Source organism: Streptomyces candidus, from assembly GCF_014207445.1.
Lineage (GTDB): Bacteria > Actinomycetota > Actinomycetes > Streptomycetales > Streptomycetaceae > Streptomyces > Streptomyces candidus.
On the sequence record NZ_JACHEM010000014.1, the window covers coordinates 79,946 to 97,882 of the forward strand.

12 protein-coding genes and 1 pseudogene are annotated in these 17,937 nt (G+C 70.6%); 5 read left to right on the forward strand and 8 right to left on the reverse strand.

The features are described 5' to 3' along the window. Positions 1 to 328 precede the first annotated feature (328 nt). From HNQ79_RS24890 to HNQ79_RS33940, 3 genes and pseudogenes are all read right to left on the reverse strand, one after another. Positions 329 to 826 carry an STAS domain-containing protein gene (locus HNQ79_RS24890; RefSeq protein ID WP_185034750.1) on the reverse strand — a complete coding sequence of 166 codons (498 nt, stop codon included), beginning with the start codon at positions 824 to 826 and terminating at the stop codon, positions 329 to 331. A gap of 269 nt (positions 827 to 1,095) precedes the next feature. Then, complete coding sequence (locus HNQ79_RS24895; protein WP_185034751.1) at positions 1,096 to 2,001, reverse strand: SDR family oxidoreductase; 906 nt, start codon at positions 1,999 to 2,001, stop codon at positions 1,096 to 1,098. Between the two features lie 675 nt (positions 2,002 to 2,676). After that, positions 2,677 to 2,849: pseudogene (locus HNQ79_RS33940) on the reverse strand (site-specific integrase); the annotation flags it as partial. 157 nt (positions 2,850 to 3,006) lie between these two features. On the opposite strand from HNQ79_RS33940, the gene ku reads away from it, so the two are divergent. Further along, a complete protein-coding gene (gene ku / locus HNQ79_RS24900; RefSeq protein ID WP_185034753.1) occupies positions 3,007 to 3,948 on the forward strand; it encodes a non-homologous end joining protein Ku in 942 nt (313 codons plus the stop codon). Between the two features lie 502 nt (positions 3,949 to 4,450). Next, the gene (locus tag HNQ79_RS24905) at positions 4,451 to 5,983 is read left to right on the forward strand and encodes a carboxylesterase/lipase family protein (RefSeq protein WP_229923476.1); all 1,533 of its coding nucleotides are present in this window, start codon (positions 4,451 to 4,453) and stop codon (positions 5,981 to 5,983) included. A 455-nt stretch (positions 5,984 to 6,438) separates the two neighbouring features. On the opposite strand, the gene HNQ79_RS24910 is transcribed toward HNQ79_RS24905, so the two are convergent. Beyond that, positions 6,439 to 7,320: an SDR family oxidoreductase gene (locus tag HNQ79_RS24910; protein ID WP_185034757.1), complete on the reverse strand. Its 882-nt coding sequence runs from the start codon at positions 7,318 to 7,320 to the stop codon at positions 6,439 to 6,441. Positions 7,321 to 7,698: 378 nt separating this feature from the next. On the opposite strand from HNQ79_RS24910, the gene HNQ79_RS24915 reads away from it, so the two are divergent. Beyond that, positions 7,699 to 8,391 carry a DUF899 domain-containing protein gene (locus HNQ79_RS24915; RefSeq protein ID WP_185034759.1) on the forward strand — a complete coding sequence of 231 codons (693 nt, stop codon included), beginning with the start codon at positions 7,699 to 7,701 and terminating at the stop codon, positions 8,389 to 8,391. A 259-nt stretch (positions 8,392 to 8,650) separates the two neighbouring features. Next, on the forward strand, positions 8,651 to 9,256 hold the full coding sequence (locus HNQ79_RS24920) for a hypothetical protein (protein ID WP_260421775.1): 606 nt from the start codon (positions 8,651 to 8,653) through the stop codon (positions 9,254 to 9,256). 640 nt (positions 9,257 to 9,896) lie between these two features. On the opposite strand, the gene HNQ79_RS24930 is transcribed toward HNQ79_RS24920, so the two are convergent. The 3 genes from HNQ79_RS24930 to HNQ79_RS24940 all read right to left on the reverse strand — a co-directional run bounded on the left by HNQ79_RS24930 (position 9,897) and on the right by HNQ79_RS24940 (position 13,173). After that, positions 9,897 to 10,517, reverse strand: a complete 621-nt coding sequence (locus HNQ79_RS24930; RefSeq protein ID WP_185034763.1) for a PE-PGRS family protein — start codon at positions 10,515 to 10,517, stop codon at positions 9,897 to 9,899. Positions 10,518 to 10,771: 254 nt separating this feature from the next. After that, positions 10,772 to 11,824, reverse strand: a complete 1,053-nt coding sequence (locus HNQ79_RS24935; protein ID WP_185034765.1) for a hypothetical protein — start codon at positions 11,822 to 11,824, stop codon at positions 10,772 to 10,774. 104 nt (positions 11,825 to 11,928) lie between these two features. Continuing rightward, positions 11,929 to 13,173 carry an FUSC family protein gene (locus HNQ79_RS24940; protein WP_185034766.1) on the reverse strand — a complete coding sequence of 415 codons (1,245 nt, stop codon included), beginning with the start codon at positions 13,171 to 13,173 and terminating at the stop codon, positions 11,929 to 11,931. A gap of 334 nt (positions 13,174 to 13,507) precedes the next feature. On the opposite strand from HNQ79_RS24940, the gene HNQ79_RS24945 reads away from it, so the two are divergent. Next, positions 13,508 to 14,227: an N-acetylmuramoyl-L-alanine amidase gene (locus HNQ79_RS24945; protein ID WP_185034768.1), complete on the forward strand. Its 720-nt coding sequence runs from the start codon at positions 13,508 to 13,510 to the stop codon at positions 14,225 to 14,227. Between the two features lie 192 nt (positions 14,228 to 14,419). On the opposite strand, the gene HNQ79_RS24950 is transcribed toward HNQ79_RS24945, so the two are convergent. Beyond that, positions 14,420 to 17,572 carry an RHS repeat-associated core domain-containing protein gene (locus tag HNQ79_RS24950; protein ID WP_185035016.1) on the reverse strand — a complete coding sequence of 1,051 codons (3,153 nt, stop codon included), beginning with the start codon at positions 17,570 to 17,572 and terminating at the stop codon, positions 14,420 to 14,422. Between the last annotated feature and the right edge of the window lie 365 nt (positions 17,573 to 17,937).

Below are 17,937 nucleotides of genomic sequence, written 5' to 3' on the forward strand. Positions count from 1 at the left end.
CTTCCCCCGCTGTGGCGGGAGCCGGAGCCGGAGACGGAGAGCGACTGAGCCTGCGGCAGCCTGGCCGGTGGGCCGTGGGAGCCTCATGAATCCGGCTCCTGCGGTCTCCCCTCAACGCAGAGAACCCCGGAAGGCGTTTGGCTGTTGTCGGCCGGCCGTCGGCACACCGACGCCGTCCGCCGCTACCTACGCCCTGTGGTCCCCGCAGCAGGGGTGCAGTTTCGCAACCCTCGCCTCGGCCGAGGCACGAGGGCACGGAACAGAGGGGAGCCGCCGCCGTCCGCGTAACAGCTCCCGCCCGGCCACTGGCGCCGCTGCGACCGGGAGGTCAGGGCCACTGAGAGCGCCGCGCCCCCAGGACGGGCCTGCGCGCGAGGGGCGGCGATGCAACGAGGCGGGGGACCAGTGGGACGCCCGGCTGTTCAACGGCGAGCGCGTCGCCGAGAGTGGACGTCGGCGGGTGCGGTGTGCTCAGCCCGGCCAGGCGCAGGACACGCAGGTGCCAGCGGTCCGTACACACCAGCGCGAAAGAGCCCCCGCCACTGTGGGCCCGTCCGCGGGCATCGCGCAGGAGGTCGAGGACGGAGCTGTCGAAGAAGCCCGCCGGACGCAGATCCACGACGAGACATGCGCTACGGCACGGGGCCGCCTCACGAAGGTGGTGGTGCAGAGCGGGGGCGGCGGCCAGGTCGGCTTCGCCGTGGATCTCGATCACCGTCACGTTCTCGAAGCACAGGGTGCGGATGCGTGGACGGCTCGTGGGGAGCCACGTCTTGCCAGGCAGGGAACCGAAACGGCTGTTCGGCGGGACAGGGCGGAACGACATGCGCATCAAAGTCCCCAGGTGCGGATGCCCCGCGCGGCGGGGCGGGCGGTCAGTGCCACTCACCAGGGGCTGGGGTGAACAATTTCCAGTCTAGGAACCGGACGGCCGAAGAAGCCACAACCCTTCCCCAGTGCCACTCCTACGGGCGACCCGGCCGGTGAAACCCCTCGGACCGCGCGAAGGCTGTGCAAAGAGAACTCGACAACGGTGCCCGAAGAGGTGGACCACCCTGATCACATCTCCCGAACGGACGGGCATCGGGCTGGGTGTCAATTACCTCCGCCGTCGAGGCCAGGCGCTGTGTCGTCGTGGCCGCCGGCTCCCAGCAGTCCGGTCGCGTCGAACGTGGCGTGCTTGCTGATGCGGGGCAGCTCGGAGCGGGAGAGACGGGTGACCAGCGGCGGCAGAACCGCGCGTACGGGCTGGACCGCCCTGAGCCAGACGGGGGCGTAGACCGCCGGGGAGCGTCGTTCGACGGCGCGGACCAGCCGGGCGGCGACCGTCCGTACGGGATAGACCTTGCGCGCGGGAGCGGGCATGTGGGCCCGCAGTTCCCCCAGGACCGTGTGCCGATCGACGTCGCGGATCATGTCGGTGTCAGTCCAGTTCAGGTAGGCGACCCCCACCCCGATGCCCTGGTGGGCGACTTCCGCCTGCAGGGCGTGGGCGAACGATTCGGCTCCGGCCTTGGACGCGCAGTAGGCACTCATCATCGGCGAGGCGCCCATCGCGGCCAGGGACGCGATCTGCAGGTAGTAGCCGCGGGTTTCTTGCAGGTCGGGCAGGAAGGAGCGGGCGGTGATCGAGCTGCCGACCAGGTTCACCTCGATCACGCGTCGCCAGGTCGCGGGGTCGGACTCGGCGAAAGGCCCTCCCTCGGCGATCCCGGCGTTGGCCACGACCACCGACACCGGGCCGAGCTGCCTGCGTACCTGGGCGGCGGCCCGGTCCATGGCGGCGTCCTCGGTGACGTCGACCTCCCACCAGCCGGCCGGCCCGGGCAAGGACTCCGCGACGCGCTCCAGCGCCGGTGCGTTGTGCCCGAGCAGCGCCACCGCGGCGCCCCGCTCCGCCAAACCTCGGGCCACGGCCTCACCCACACCCCGTGCGGCACCGGTCACGACGGCCACTCGCCCCTCCAGGGGCCGCGATCGCGGTTCTCCCTTTGCCCTCATTGGGCAAACGTAGACCAGGTCCCACGGACCGGCATGATTTCGCATGGTCGCCGGCGTCGCGTGCGGCTTGGCAGCAAGAGAGCAAAAGCGGTGAGCGTGGCCTCCGCGCCCGGACCCGCTGGCATCTGTGTCCCGTTCCCAGCCGCCCCAGGAAACGGTCGACGACCCGATCTCCGTTGTACTCACCATGACGTCACTGCGGGCATTGCCGTGACGACTTCTGTAACCGCCGCCGCGTGCCGCGAGGTAACGCTCTCGCTCCGGCCTGAGTCGGCGTCCCCGTCTGTCGGTGCTGGCCGTGACCCGCAAGGTCGCGGTCATGGTGAAGCGGTCCTGACCGGGGACGGCACCGCCGACCGCGCGCACGGACGCACGGGGCTCGCGGAGGCGCAGGCATGCGGCCATGAGAGCCAGGCGACCTGGCCGCCGAGGGTCGCGAAGGGAGCACCGATGCAGCGGTGTGCGCCTGCGCTGAAGGTGGTAGCGCGGCTCCGCGCCGTCTGTTCCAGCCCGGCTGCTTCGGAACGTAGGGGAACGCCGAGGTGACGCGGCTGCACGGTGCGGCACGTCAAGAGTCGTCACCCGCCCCCGGGAGGGAACTGCACAGACCGGCTTGCGGACAGCGACGCCGACGAGGCACGACAACGGGCGGTCGGGCGGTTCATCGTTGTCCGACCCTCGTACGGCGGTGTACTCATCGAGCAAAGCGCGGTGTGCCCGTACGACAGCCGGGCGAAGCCTGTGTCCGGGCAGATGTCACGGAGACTGACGACCTTGCCCGGTGCCGGGCAGCGGCGGGTCACGAACACCGGCCCGCGCGTACGGCCCCTCAGCAGGCGCGGCAGGAGCAGGGTGATCACCGTATCCGGCGCGAGCTGGCACCCGGGTATCTCTGTCACCCCCGCCGGCACATCATCCGCCGCCCAGCGCCGGGCGGCCAGTCTTCCGCGTGCCGCCCGCCAGCTCCGCGCCTACGCTGGATCCCCCGGATGCTGGAGGACTGCCATGCCACGCCCTGTCTGGAGCGGAGCGGTCAGTTTCGGCCTGGTCACCATCCCGATCAAGGTGCTGCCCGCGACGGAGAACCACCAGATCAGCTTCCATCAGTACCACGTGGAGGACATGGGGCGGATCCGCTACCAGAAGGTCTGCGCCCTGGACGGCGAGGTCCTCTCTCCCGACGAGATCGGCCGCGGCTACGAGGTGTCCAAGGACACCATCGTGGAGATCACCGACGAAGAGCTCGACAACATGCCTCTGCCGACCGCGAAGGCCATCGAGATCGTCGCGTTCGTCCCTGCCGACTCCATCGACCCCGTCCGGATCGGCGACAGCTACTACCTCTCCGCCGACGGCGCCGTCGCCGCGAAGCCGTACGTCCTGCTCCGCAAGGCCCTGGAGCGCAGTTCCAAGGTGGCGGTTGCGAAGTTCGCGTGGCACGGGCGTGAGCGGCTGGGGCTGCTGCGCGTGATGGAGGACGCCCTGGTTTTGCACGCGATGAAGTGGCCCGACGAGATCCGCTCCCCCGACGAGCTCGCCCCCCGCACGGTCGACCTCGACGACAAGGAGGTCGACGCCGCGATCTCCCTGATGGAGGAGATGACCACCGACGACGGGCTGGAGGGCTACCGCGACCACTACCGCGAAGCCCTCGAAGACCTGCTCGCCGCGAAAGCCCACGGTGAGAAACCTCCGGTCGCCGACACCGGCGGGAAACCCGAGGAAACCGTGGTCGACCTGATGGCCGCCCTCCAGCAGTCCGTGGAGTCCGCACGCGCCTCCCGTGGCGAAACAACTGGCGAAGACGGCAAGGACGCGAGCGTCCACGACCTCACCGGCCACGCCCAGAAGAAAGCTGCCCGGGCAAAGAAGGCCACCGCAAAAAAGACCTCCAAGACGGCGAAGAAGGCGCCGGCGAAGAAAGCCCCTCGCAGGACGACTGCCTGAGTTTTCCCTCCAGCGCACCCTTGCCGGGGCGGGCGGTTCGTCAGTGCGTCGACGTGTCGGCGTGGGGATGTACCGCTCAGGTCCTCGTGTTCCAGGGTGAGCCGAGCGGGTCCAACCGGAGTCACGGCCGTTCCGACCGTCGGCGCGGGAGCGCCGGGGGCGGGAGGTACGGGTCTCGCTCGGGCGGCTGCCGCGCGCACCGTCCGGCGGACCAAATCTGCTCGGGGCACAGCCCCGTCCCGAAGCTGTGGCGTGACTCATTCGGCCGGGAGCACTGTCGTCGGCGAAGTCGCAACGCACTCCCGGCTCCGACGGTGCCGGGCCGAACATGAACATGACCGGTGATTCGCGCGATGCGGAGGCGCGCACGGGCGCCGAGACTGCGGTACGCCAGTCACCATCCGAACCCCGCCCGGAGGTACCGATGCCCGGTCCGTATACGAGGCACGAGACGAGGACGGCGCGACGATCGCCGTTGTGGCACCGCTTACGGAAGGTGCTGGTGAGCGCGCTCCTGCTGTCGGCGACCGGGCTGGGCGCCACGCCCGCCGTGGCCGCCCCCGCGGCCCGGGCGGCCGGAGATACGACCGTCGCCACCCGCTACGGGCCGGTGCGGGGAACGGCGGATGAGAGGGCCGCCGACTATCTCGGCATCCCCTACGCGGCGCCGGCTGTCGGCGGCCTGCGCTGGAAGCCGCCGGCCAAACCCGCGCGCTGGACGGGAGTCCGGGACGCCACGGTCCCCGGCAACCCCTGTATGCAGACGGACTCGTCGACCCCCTGGGGTGATCTGGCCGGACCGGGCACGCCCAGCGAGGACTGCCTCTACCTCAACGTCCACACGCCCGTCGAGCGCTCCCTGCGCGGCCGGCCGGTGATGGTCTGGGTCCATGGCGGCGGCTTCAGGATCGGTTCGGGGACCTTCTACGACGGCGGAGAACTGGCCGCCCGGGGCGACGTGGTCGTGGTCACGCTCAACTACCGTCTGGGCGCCTTCGGTTACCTCGCTCACCCGGGCCTGGCGGGAGAGTCGGCGGACGGCACCTCCGGCAACTACGGCCTCCTCGACCAGCAGGCGGCCCTGCGCTGGGTGCGGCAGAACATCGCCGCCTTCGGCGGTGACGCCGGCAACGTCACGGTCTTCGGCGAGTCGGCGGGCGGCGGCAGCGTCTGCCAGCACCTCGTCTCCCCCCGTGCGGCCGGCCTTTTCGACCGGGCCATCGCCCAGTCGGGCTGCGGCTTCCCGCTGCCCACCCAGGAGTCGCAGCAGCGCACCGGTGCGACCTGGGCCGGCTCCCTGGGCTGTGCCGACGTCGCCTGCCTGCGCGGCAAGCCCGCCGGCGAACTGCTCACGGCCTCGACGAGCCCCGCCGCCCGCTGGGTCCCGAACGTCGACGGCCGGGTCCTCCCCCTGCAGATCGCCGACGCGTTGGAGAGCGGCAAGTTCCGCCGCGTGCCCGTTCTGCAGGGCACCACCGCCGACGAGGGTCGGCTCACCGTGGCATCCACCTACGACCTGGCCGGCCGCCGGCTCACCCCGGCCGGGTACCCGGTGGCCGTCCGCGCCCAGTACGGCGACCGTGCCGACGCGATCCTGGCCCGCTACCCGCTGTCGGACCACGGCTCCCCCGCCGAGGCACTCGGCGCGATCCTCACGGACTCGCAGTTCGCCTGCCTTCAGTCCCGCACCGCGCGGCTGATGGCCAGGCACACCCGGTCCTACCAGTACGAGTTCGCCGACCGCCAGTCCGTGGACTACCTGGGCCTGCCGGTCAGCTTCCCCCTGGGCGCCCCGCACGGCTCCGAGATCCGCTATGTCTTCGGCGGCGTCTCGGGCACCCCCGCTCAGAACGCCCTGGCCTCGACGATGCTCGACTACTGGACCCACTTCGCCCGCACCGGCATTCCCTACGCGGCCGACGCCCCGCGCTGGAGCCAGTATCCGAAGGTGCAGGTGCTCGCGCCCGAGGCGATCACGGCATCGACGACGTTCCCCGAGGACCACAAGTGCGACCTGTGGCTCCCGGAGCTGTGACCGCCAGGCACTGAACGGTGCCGGTCACGCGACGGCCCCGCCGCCCGGTGGATCCGGGCCGGGGCCGTCGTGGCGTCGTCACCGAAGGACGAGCAGCGGCCCTGTCCGGCGGGCACCGCGCGAAATACGCTCGGCGTTTCTGCTCGTACCAGAGCGAAGGGGATTCCCGGACGTTTCACGGACGTCAGACGTCGTGAGTACGGGCTGTCGGACCGGTGAGAACACTTCGCGGGACAGCCCACCTGAGGCTTGCCCCGCAATGATCTTCAGGTGAGTGTCGAAAGGCGGAGGTCTCCAGCCCAACTGTCGCAACGAACCCGGCCGGAAACGAAGGTGACCTCAATGCCGATGCGGCCGGCCTCGGGCTCGCACTCTTCGCCACGCGGCGAGAACGTGCCACGGCCGTGACCCGTCGCTGACGCACAGGTACCTCGTGCCCGCGACCTCTGGCCGGATCAAGGGAGCGGCGTGCCTCCGGTGGCGTTCATGATCTCCGCGGTGATGAAGCTCGCGTGTTCCGAGGCCAGGAACACGTACGCGGGTGCCATCTCGGCGGGCTGGGCAGGACGGCCCATCGGTGCCTGCTTGCCGAACTCCTTGGTGTCCGGCAGCGTGGCCGGAATCAGGGGCGTCCACACCGGCCCGGGAGCCACGGCGTTGACCCGGATGCCGTCCTCGACCAGCATCTGCGCGAGCCCCTTGGTGAATGTGACGATGGCGCCCTTGGTCATGGCGTAGTCGAGCAGGTGCGGGCTGGGCTGGTAGGCCTGTACCGAGGTGGTGTTGATGATGGATCCACCTGAGGGAATGTGCGGCGCGGCCATCTTGCACAGCCAGAACATGCCGTACAGGTTCGTGCGCACCACCCGGTCGAACTGCTCCGTGGTGATGTCCTGGATGCCTTCCGGCTGGGACATCTGATACGCCGCGTTGTTGACCAGCACATCGATACGTCCGAACTCCGCCACGGCCCGCTCGACGAGGCGACGGCACTGTTCCTCTTCGCGGATGTCGCACTGCACGGCCAGGCCGCGACGTCCGGCCTCCTCGACGAGGCGAACCGTCTCCTTGGCGTCCTCCGCCTCCGTGGGCAAGTAGGTGAACAGGACGTCCGCGCCCTCGCGTGCGTAGGCCAGGGCGACGGCTCGCCCGATACCGGAGTCTCCGCCGGTCACGACCGCCGCCCGGTTCTGCAGGAGCCCACTGCCCCGGTAGGAGTCCTCACCGTGGTCGGGTCGCGGATCCATCGGACCGGTCCAGCCCGGCGTCTCCTGGTCCTGCTGAGCGAACTCCGGCTGCGGGTGCTTGGTCGTCGGGTCCTGCGGGGTGTCACCCATCAGTCTGTTCCTTCCTGGGATCGTCTATGTCCAGCTTGGGGAGCACCTGACGGTGACGCCAACGCCCACCGCTCGTGGTGCTCGACTTGTGCCGAATCGTGCCATCAAGGCATCGGATGTCCCGTGATCCGAGTCCCACACACGCGGGGCGAAATTTTTCCACCTGCCATGACGGCGAGTCGCTCGCAAACGCCTTCGGCCATGCGCCGAGTCATGGACAGGGTCGGCCCTGCCCGCGGTCCCTCTCGACGCGCGGACCCGCCCGCCGTGCAGGGACGTGCGAGCGTGGACGGGGCGGCTCGGGCCGATGAGTTCCGGGGCCCGGCGGGGTCTACCTCTGCACGAGCGAAAGCTGCACACGAGTTCTGTGAGGGAACCATGACCACCCACGCACTACCCCCCGTCGTCGACGCCGCCACCTGGGGGCGCCAACTCGAGTCGCTGCGCGCGCGGGAGAAGGCCGCGACGCGGGAGCTTGACGCCATCGCCGCCGAGCGTCGTCGCCTGCCGATGGTCGAGATGCCCGATTACACCCTGGAGGGCGAGGACGGCCCGGTTCGGCTGGCGGACGTCTTCGCAGGAAAGAGGCAACTGATCGTCTACAACCACATGTGGTTCGCCGGGAAGGAATGGCAGTGCCCGGGCTGCACGGGGTTCACCTCGCAGTACACCCGCCTGGAGTTCCTGGACAACTACGATGCGCGGTTCGTCATCGTCACCCAGGGCCCGATCAAAGAGGCACTCGCCTACCGGCAGCGGGTCGGCAACCGGGTGACGTGGTACTCGACTGCCAACAGCTCCTTCGGGGCCGATGTCGGTGCACCGCCCGACGCGGGATTCGCCGTCAACGTGTTCCTGCGCGACGGCGAGACCGTCTACCGCACCTGGCACACCAACGGCCGGGGCACCGAACAGCTCAGTCACACCTTCCCGCTGATCGACGTCCTGCCCTACGGACGGCAGGAGGAGTGGCAGGACTCCCCCGAGGGCTGGCCCCAGTCGCCCACCTACAGCCGCTGGGCCGCGTCCCAGGACATCGCGGCGCTCTACGGCCCGGGCCCCGGCGGCTGACAGCCCGCACCACGACCGGTGAGCGGGTGGACCGGTGCTGCTACAGGGTGGCGAGCGCGCCGAGGAGGGCATCCAGGCCGTCGAGCCCCAACGGCTCGACTGACGCTCCATCAGTCCTCTTTCCAGTCAACGTGGTTGCGGGTTCAGGACAGCCGAGTTCTCCTCCACCCGCGCCGACTAGGGTGCCTGCAGATCCACTGCCAGGTGCTCTCGGCTGTCGAGAGGCAACACTTCGGCGTACCCACAGGACGGACGCGCGTTGAACAATCCATCGCCTCGCCTTCACCCCCGTACGACGAAGTCGCTCCTTCGCAGCAGGCTCACCTCGATACTCGGAGCGGTCGCGATGTTCGCGGCCGTTTTCACCGGCACGGCCACCAGCACGGCGAGTGCCGCCGAAGCCGGCTCCGCGGGAGCCACGGCGGGCGGGTGGACCTGCCCGGGCACCGCTGTCCCTCCCGGCTACGTGATCTCCGCATTCAACCGCAGCGGCTGCAACGGTTCGGGGGCCTGGCTGCACGAGCCTGCCCGCGACGGCATCTGGACGTGCACGTACTCCCCCGTCGTGACCGGCTACGTCATCACCGGCTACATCAGGAGCGGTTGCGACGGCATCGGATCCTGGCAGCACAAGCTCGCCCGGGACGGTATCTGGACCTGCGGAGGGTCCCCGGTCGTCGCCGGATACGTCACCACCAATTACATGAAGAGCGGGTGCGACGGCGTCGGTGCCTGGTACCACCAGCTCGTGCGCGACGGCATCTGGACGTGCCCGTACTCCCCCATCCCGGCGGGCTACCGGAGCACCACGTACAACGCGACCGGGTGCGGCGGCCTCGGCGCGTGGCTCACCGTACGCGCCTGACCCCGGGAGAGCCAGGGGTCACCCCGGCACAGTGATCGCGCACCGGTGAGGCATCCAAGGATGACGTCGCCGTCGTCACCCTTCCGGGAACGCGACGCTGCGCATCGACGGCGTGTTTCCGGCCTCGCGGCCTGCTCACCACCCCGCGAGGCCGAAGGCCCTCGGCAGCAGCAACTCCCGCGGTCTCAACCATACTTGCCAGCAGGTACGCATGCGCCGAGGCCAAAAGGCTCGCCCCGAAACCCGCCGGACTCACCTTTCCGCAGGCCGCCGCCCTCGGCCTCTCCGGTCTGACCGCACTCCAGGGGCTCCGCGACCACGGCCGCGTCGCACCGCGCATGCGCGTCGTGATCACCGGCGCCTCGGGCGGAGTCGGCACCTTCGCCGTCCAGCTCGCCGCCGTCTTCGGCGCGGAAGCCACCGCCGTCTGCCCTGCGTCGAAGACCGACGTGGTCCGCTCCCTGGGAGCGGACCACGTCATCGACCACACACAGGAGTGCCGAGGACGCGACCCGCCGACAGGGGCACGGGCAGCGCCGGCCCGTAACCCCTTGGCAGGTCCTCCCGCATCACGTTCCCGGATCCTGACGTACGGTCAGGTGATCCGAAGCGCCCGGGGCCGGCTGCTTGCCGACGGGGATCAGCAGGGCAGAGTGGTCTTCCCTGCCGCACCCGTGGCACCGGTGGCGCCGTCCGCGAAGAGGGTGGCGGGCGTGCCGTTGCCACCGTTCTTCCCCGGACAGACCGGGCTGGCGGCACCGCCGGCACCACCCGTACCGCCGGTGCGGCCGCCGCCGGCCTTGGAGGCGCCGCCGTTGCCGCCCTTGCCACCTGCGATGCCTGCCCCGGCATTGCCCGCGCCGCCGACACCGCCCAGGCCACCCTTGCCACCGAGCGAGGCATCGCCGCCGGACCCGCCGTTGCCGCCGTTGCCGTTGGCTCCGCCTGCGCCGCCCGTGCCGCCACCTCCGCCGACGCTCGCACTGCCGGTGGCGTCCCCGCCGTTGCCGCCGTTCCCGCCGTTGCCGTTGGCGCCTGCGGCACCACCGGTGCCACCGAGCCCGCCGGTCCCTCCGAGGACGCCGAAGCCGTTGCTGCCGTTGCTGCCGGGCATGCCCAGCACTCCGAGGGCGGCCTGAGCCCGTGCGCCGTCCGAACCGGCCTGGGCGGAGGCCAGGGCAGGGGTGAAGGTGAGTCCGGCGACTGCGATCGAGGCGACGAGGAAGGTCCGGGCAGTGGCCGTTGTGCGCGTGAAGCGCATGGGGTACGTCCTTCGGTTTGTGCGGACGGAGAGATTCCCCGGCCGACATGCATCAACGTAGAGACGTACGAGAAAGAACACAGCCCCTGGATAATCAAATGTCTTTAAATAGGCTGATCAATAAAACCTTGGCCGTAAAACACCCTGTTTGAAGCCTTCGTTGGCCACGCGGGCACCCGGGCCGGCTGCTTCCCCCTGCGCAGCCGTGACCCGTGGCCTGCGGCCGTACGGGGCGGGGAGCGTCGGCCCCCTGCCTACCAGTCCCCGTCCTCCACCGGTTCGCCCTGGGCGTCCTTGAGCGGCCGGACCTGCTGCGGTGCGGGCGCCTGCCACGGCTCGTGGTCGTCCCCGATCCAGTCGCCGACCGGCTTGACGTCCTGGAGCGGCCCGGCGGGCGACAGGTCGTGGGCGTCCTGGTCGTAGTAGTCGTACCAGGGCAGGCCCGCCCGCGTGTACGCGGCCCGGTCCACCGGAGAGGGCGGCGGCGCCTCGCCGGTGATGCGGTGCCACTGCGGCGGTGTCACCAGATGCACGAACACCCGTCCCGCCGGCCGCTCGGCCCAGTCCGTCAGCGGCCGTTCGTCGCGGTAGACCTCCTGGCGCATGGTCCCCCCAACGCCGAGTCCCATGGCCGGGGCCGGCCCGCCCCGGGCAGCCCCCGGTGCCGCCGGTGCCGCACGGGGGGCCGCCGGGGCGGCCATCGCCATCGGCGCGCCGTAGGCCCCGCCCGACCGCGCCGCCCGGCGCGCGAGTTCGGCGCGGCGCCGTTCCTCCTCCCGCCAGCGCGCCAGCTCGGCGTCGTTCAGCGTGAAGGCCTGCAACTGGACCCCGCCCCAGACCTCCTCGCCGGTGAGCTGGCCCTCGACCGTCGCCCCCATGCCGAGTGGCACGGCGACGAACTGACGGACCGTGCCCGTCCCGGAGTTGATCCCGTCCAGCCAGGGCTGGCGGGGCAGCACGACGTAGTTCTGCGGATCGCGCGAGAGCCGGTCGCGCCATGGCCTGCCCGAGACCGCGCACACCTTGCCGACCCCGACCTGGAGCGCGGCCGGCTCGCTGGTGCCGGCGAAACTCAGCCACATGGCCTCACGCAGATACACCGGCAGCATCACACCGCCGCGCGCCCGCCACGTCTCGGGCACGGTGTCGGCGTGGTCGGCGACCCGGCGGACCGGGAACTCGCCGAGCCCCGGTGGCAACGGATGGGTGCCCGTCTCGGGCAGCCGCAGGGTGCGGATGAAGCGCACCGACGCACCGCCCGGCAGCAACAGCCGGTTGCCGTCGACCCGCACACTCGTTCCAGTCATTCCTACGCCCCCTGCTTCGGCTGTCGTTCGTCGTGCGGTGGCCGCCCGGTCGTCCCGGTCGTCACCCGGTCGGGCCGGCGTCCGTCGCCCGGTGTCCGTCGTCCTCAAAGAGAACGCCGCGCGGCACCGCCGCGGTTCCGCTTCCCCACCCGGTCGCGGAGCCCGGTCAGCCGTGGCATACGTTCGCGCTGCTCGCGCGTGTGCCGGTCCAGTTCCTCCATGAGCCGGCGCGAACGGTGCTCGGTGTCCATCTCGTCGATGATGCGGTTGACCTCGCTCAGCACCGCGCCCTGCAACTGCCACTGCCGCGGGTCGCGCCGGACGTCGTCGAGGAGCAGGCCGGCCAGCTTGTCCCGGGTGACCGCGGCCTGCCGCAGCTCGGCGGAGAGCCGCTCCTCCGCGGACTCGGCGTCATCGCTGGCGCTGGTGGTGACCAGCACTGCGAAGCTGACCACCGCGTCGGCGATCTCGGACAGGAGCTGCTCGATCGTGGCGCCCGTCTCGGGCGGGAAGAGCGGCTCGGGTTCCCGTTCCTTCGCGAGGTCCGTGAAGGTGCGGGCGAGCACCCGTATGACCACCGTGCAGATCTCCAGCGTGTCCAGACCGGAGCGCAGCACCACCCGGTGCAGCAGCCCTTCGCGCACGCGGGGATTGAGCCGCAGACTGTCCTCGGCCTGCCGGAGGTCCTCGTCCACCTCGCCGATCTCGTGGTCGAGGCGGCGGGCCTCGTGCAGCCGGGCCGCCGCCTCGTGGAACGCCGTGCTGCCCGCGGCCTCCTCGCCCATCCGCAGCATCAGCTGCCGCACCCGCCGGGCCAGCCTCTCGATCGACTCGCCCGCCTGCTCCACCCACACCGGGGGCGCGAGCACGAGGTTGAAGGCGAGACCGACGATCGCGCCGATCAGCGTCTCCACGACCCGCGCCCACGCCAGGGCCCCGTGCGAGGTCACGCCGAGCACCAGCATGGCGCTGATCGCCACCTCTGCCACGAACTCGTGCGCCCGCACCAGGTGTCCGACGCCCAGTGCCGCGACGATCAACAGCGCCAGACTCCACCAGCTCAGGCCGACCAGCTGGCTGAAGGCGATGGCGACCAGGACACCGGCCACCACGGCGTTCACCCTGCGAAAGCTCATCTTGAGCGTCGCGTACAGGGTGACCTGGACGACGAGCAGCGCGGTGAGGGGCGCGGTGAGCGGTGCCGCCGACTTGTCGGGCGTCAGTCGCACCGCGATCACATAGGCGATCGACGCCGCGGCGGCCGAGCGCAGCGCCTGGACCACCATGGGGTCCCGGAGCCACTTCGCCCGCCGCAGAGCCGCCGCGGCACTCTTGCGTACATCGTGCATCCTCGGGCTGTTCCCTTCCCCAGGCGCCTCGAACGTATCCGGACAGGACGGTAACCGGACAAAGAGTAGCGAGAGGGTCCTGGGCGCCGCGCGGCGCGGTGCGTGCGCGAGCTTCGGGCGTTCCGGTTGTCAGACGTTCACCCCGGCGAGGCAGGCGGACGGATGGCCCATGATGCGGGCGACCTGCGAGCGGGCCGTGGCGTTCGGCACCGTCCTGGTGATCAACGCGTCCTGGCGTACGTGGTCGGGGCGACGCCGTCCTCGACTCCCCCGGTGTCACCCGTTTGACCACGGGCACCTACGAAACTTCTGAGCAGGCCGCAGAGTGAGCCCTATGTGGCTACGTCGAACCGCCGCGTGCGCCATCACCGTGCCGCTGGCTCTCCTGTTGTTCCGCGACTCGCCGGTACGGCTCTCGGCTCCGGAGCCCGCGCTGCTGTCCGGAGCTCTGCGGCCCCCGGTCGTGAGCCGCGCGACATGGCATGCCGACGAGAGCATGGCGAAGGACGTCGCGACGTCCACCGGGACCGTGCAAGCCGTCTTCATCCATCACACCGGGCACACCAACGGATACTCCTGCGCCGACGCCCCCGCGATGCTGCGGGCGATGGAGGAGGCACACATCCGCGACCAGGGCTGGGACGACATCGGCTACAACTTCGTCGTCGACCGCTGCGGGACCATCTACGAGGGCAGGGCAGGCAGTATCGGTCGCTCCGCGCTCGGGGCCCATACCACCGGTTTCAATGCCCACAGCGTGGGGATCGCGGCCCTCGGTACTTTCGACCCCGGTGTGCCGGGGTCCGATGCACTGATCAAGGGGATCGCGAAGGTGGGTGCGTGGAAACTCGACCGGGCCGTGGACCCGCGGGGCCGGGTACGGATGGTTTCGAGCAACGACGAGAGCCGCTACCGGCGGGGTGAGGTCGTCTATCTGCACACCGTGGCGGGCCACCGCGACACCTACCAGACGCGCTGCCCCGGCGACGCGCTCTACGCGCAACTTCCCGCCATCCGGGCGGAGATGGCCCAACTGCGGGCCGCCACGCAGTAGCGCATTCCGGCGCCCCCCGAGCATGTCCGCACCCATGGGAATGGCACCCGTGGCCACTGCCGGTCCGTATCGGTGGCGGGCCGAGCTCCCGAACCACGTGTCCTCGGTGAGTGCTCATGCACAGCGGGATGCCCGGACCCGGCCCGGAGAACGCGTTCTCCGGGCCGGGTCCGGGCAAGGGAGACGGAGTTCCTAGAAGGTGTACTCCGCGGTCGCCGAGCACTTGCCGGTGCTGCCGCCCGTCTCGAGTCCGAAGTCCACGCTCTGCCCGTTCGTGGCGGCGGTGACGCTGCCGGTGCCGAAGCCGCAGGAGGCGCCCACCTGGCCGCCGCTGTCCATGTCCCCGGTGTCCGCGCCTATGCCCAGACTCGCGCCGGGCGAGCCGAAGCCGAAGCTGAGCGTGGGCTTGATCTGGTTGCCGTCGGTCTTGCCGCCGACCCCGATGCACAGGCCGTAGCAGACCTCGCCCTTGATCGACCCGGTGACCAGCCCGGACGGGTCGATCTTGTTCAGCGGGTCGCCCTCGGCGTACAGGTAGGGGTTCTTCTCCTGGCCCGAGGGGTCGGGCTGGGTGAACCGGCCGAGCACCGGGTCGTAGTAGCGGGCGCCGTAGTGATAGAGCCCGGTCGGGTCCTGGTAGCCGCCGGCGAAGCGGTACGGCTGCGGCACGGCCTCGGCGGTGCCGGTCCTGGCGACCCCGCTCGGCGTGTAGTGGTAGGTGTTGACCCGCTTGCCCGCCTCGTCGACCAGCCCGATGACCGAGCCCAGTACGTCGGTCAGGTAGTAGTAGCTCTTGCCGCCGGTGCGCGCCGAGTTGAGGGTGCCGCCCGGTTCGCGGATGAACTCGGTGTCCTTGGCTCCCACCGTCTGGCCCGAGAGGCCCAGCGGGCCGTTGTGGAAGACGGTGTCGCCGAACCGGGTGCGCTCACTGCTGTCGGTGCTCGCGTAGGCGCCCGTGTAGGACGTGGACCCGACCGTCACGGCCGAGAGCTGGTGGAAGTCGGTGTACTTCTCCGCGCTGCGCGCCGTCTCGGCGGTGGGCGCGCCCGCCGTCTCGTTTCCCGCCCTGTCGTAGGACCAGCCCGTCGTGACGCCGTTCCTCGCGGTCAGCTGGGAGGCGTCGTTGTAGGTGTACCGGGTGGCGGCCGGGCAGCCCTGCGCGTCGCCCTGGGAGGCGAGGTTCCCGGCCCCGTCGAAGCAGTACTGCCAGGACGTGCGGGTCCCCGAGGTGAGCGTCTCGGCGCCGAGGGAGAGACGGCCGGTGTCGTCGTAGGAGTACGCCGTGTGCGCCTTGGTGAGGTTGTCGGTGCGGGAACGGATCTTCGTGCCGTCCAGCGACTGGCCGCCCGCGACGTACCCGTAGGTGTAGGAGAGGTCGCTCAGGACGACGCCGGAGGGCGCGATCGCCCGGATGTTCTCGGGCCGCCCCGAGTTGTCGAGCCGCTGGCTCTGCACCGTGCCGCCGGGGTAGGTGGTCTTGGTGCGCTGGTCGTTGTTGTTGTATTCGTACGTCGTCTTCTTGCCCTGCGGGTCGACCAGGAACTCCAGGCGGCCCGCGGCGTCCCACGCGTAGTCCGTGACGCCGCCCGGGTCGGTGTAGGTGTCGACGTCGCCGTCCGCGGTGTAGGCCAGCACGGTCTGGGAGCCGTCCTGGAGGGTGCGGATCGTCTCGCGGCTCAGCGCGTCGAACTGGTAGGTCTGCACGCCGGTCGCGTCCGTGCGCGAGGACATGTTGCCGTCGCCGTCGTAGGTGTACGTGACGGTGGCGTATCCGGAGGTGTCGACCTTGGTGATGCGGTCCCGCTTGTCGTAGGTGAACAGGGTCTTCACGCCACGCGCGTCGGTGGCCGTCGCGGTGCGCCCCAGCGCGTCGTAGGTGTACCTGGTGACGCCGAGCGGAGCGGGCGGGGTGACCGTCTGGAGGTTGCCGCTCGCGTCGTAGCGGAACGAGGTCTTCTTGCCGTTCCCGTCGGTGGCCGTGCAGCGCTGGCCCTGGAAGCCGCCACAGGTGGGCGTGGCCTCGTTGTAGGTGAAGGTGACGGTCGCGCCGCCGGTTCCCCGGGTGGCGACGGAGGTGGTGTTGCCCGCGCCGTCGTAGGTGTAGTCGGTCTTCTGGCCGTCCGCGCCGGTGCTGTTCTTCTGCCGTTCGGTGCCGGCGACGGTCTGCCAGCTCCCGGTGGCCGTCGCGCCGGTGGGCAGCTTCGCCGAGGCGGGATTGTTGCGGGCGTCCCAGCCGTAGGTGGTGACGTTGCCGCCCATGCCGCCGCTGCCGGTGCCCATGGCGTCGGTGGCGGTCTGCACCAGGTGGTTCTGGTACGTCGTCGAGCGGGTGTGCCCGAGGCCGTCGAGGACCTTGGTGACCTCGCCGTCCGCGTTGTGGTCGTACGTCGTGGTGTGCCCGAGGGGGTCGGTGACCTTGGTGGTGCCCGCCTCGTACGACTGCGGCGCGCTGTAGGTGTACGTGTACGTCGGCCCGCCGGTGGCGCCCTCGGCGTATCGGCGGATCGAGGTGACCCGGTCCTCTGCGTCGTAGGTGAAGGAGGTGGAACGGTTCTGCGGGGTCGTCACCTTGATGAGGCGGCCGTCCGCGTCGTACCCGAAGCGGGTCGCCTTGCCCTCGGTGTCCGTGGTGCGTACGACGTTGCCGCCTGCGGCGTCGAGTTCGTAGCCCACCGTGCGGCCGGTGTGGTCGGTCGCCTGCCAGCGGGTGGCGGTGGAGCGGACCAGGTCGACCCAGCGCCCGGAGCGCGTCTCGGTGACCTTGAACCCGGTGTCGTCGCCGTCGGCGCTGTGTGTGGCGACCGTGATCTCGCCCTTGTTGGGGTCGGTGATCTTCGTGAGCCGGCCGCTGCCGTCGTAGGTGTCGGCGGTGCCGGACTTGCGGTCGGTGAGGGTGTACGTGCCGTCGGCGTTCTGCACCAGGTCCTTGGAGTACCCGGTCGGCGTGGCCAGCGAGCCGTCCGCGTTCTTGGTGTACTCCACGGTGGCGCCGGACTCGTCGTAGTGCAGGACCATGCCGGTGAAGGTGAGGTCCAGGCGGCGCTCGTACCCCAGCCACCACGGTGAGGAGACCTGCCCGGAGGGCGCGTCGAAGGAGTTGTACGTACGGGTCAGGCGCAGCGACTGGCCCACGCCGCTCACGTCGAAGTCGGTGGCCGCGAGCATGAGGTTGCCGGTGGAGTAACTGACCCTGCCGACGAGGGAGTCGGTGATGCGGAAGTTGGAGATCCGGTGCCAGGGCACGTCGCCCTGGTCACGCGGGACGTAGCGCACGATGCCGCTCGGCGGCGGAGCCGACGGTATCGATCGGGGCGCGACCGTGCTGCCGGTGCGCACGGGCGGCATGGCGGCCCGGCCGTTGTCACCCCAGTGCGAGCCGCCGGGCGGCGGTGGAGGAGGGGCGGCAAGTGCGGGGCTCACCACGGACGCGCCGAGCACGAGGGCGAGCGCGGCGGCGGCCAGCACGCGGGCGGACCTGACCGGGGCGGCGGGAACTCGGGACCGCGGGGGTCTGCCGGAGGGGGCGGCTGCGGGCGAGCCGTCGGACGTACGGGGCATGCGGGGCGTACGGGATCTACGGGAGGCTGACACTTCGTCCCCAAGGTGAAAGGAATGTGACCCGTGTGGTCACTGACGTCCCTCAAAGTGACATCCGGCGCCCGGGCAACTCCCGGCCGTTCCCCGGGAATTGCTTTCCATGCGGTCAGGAA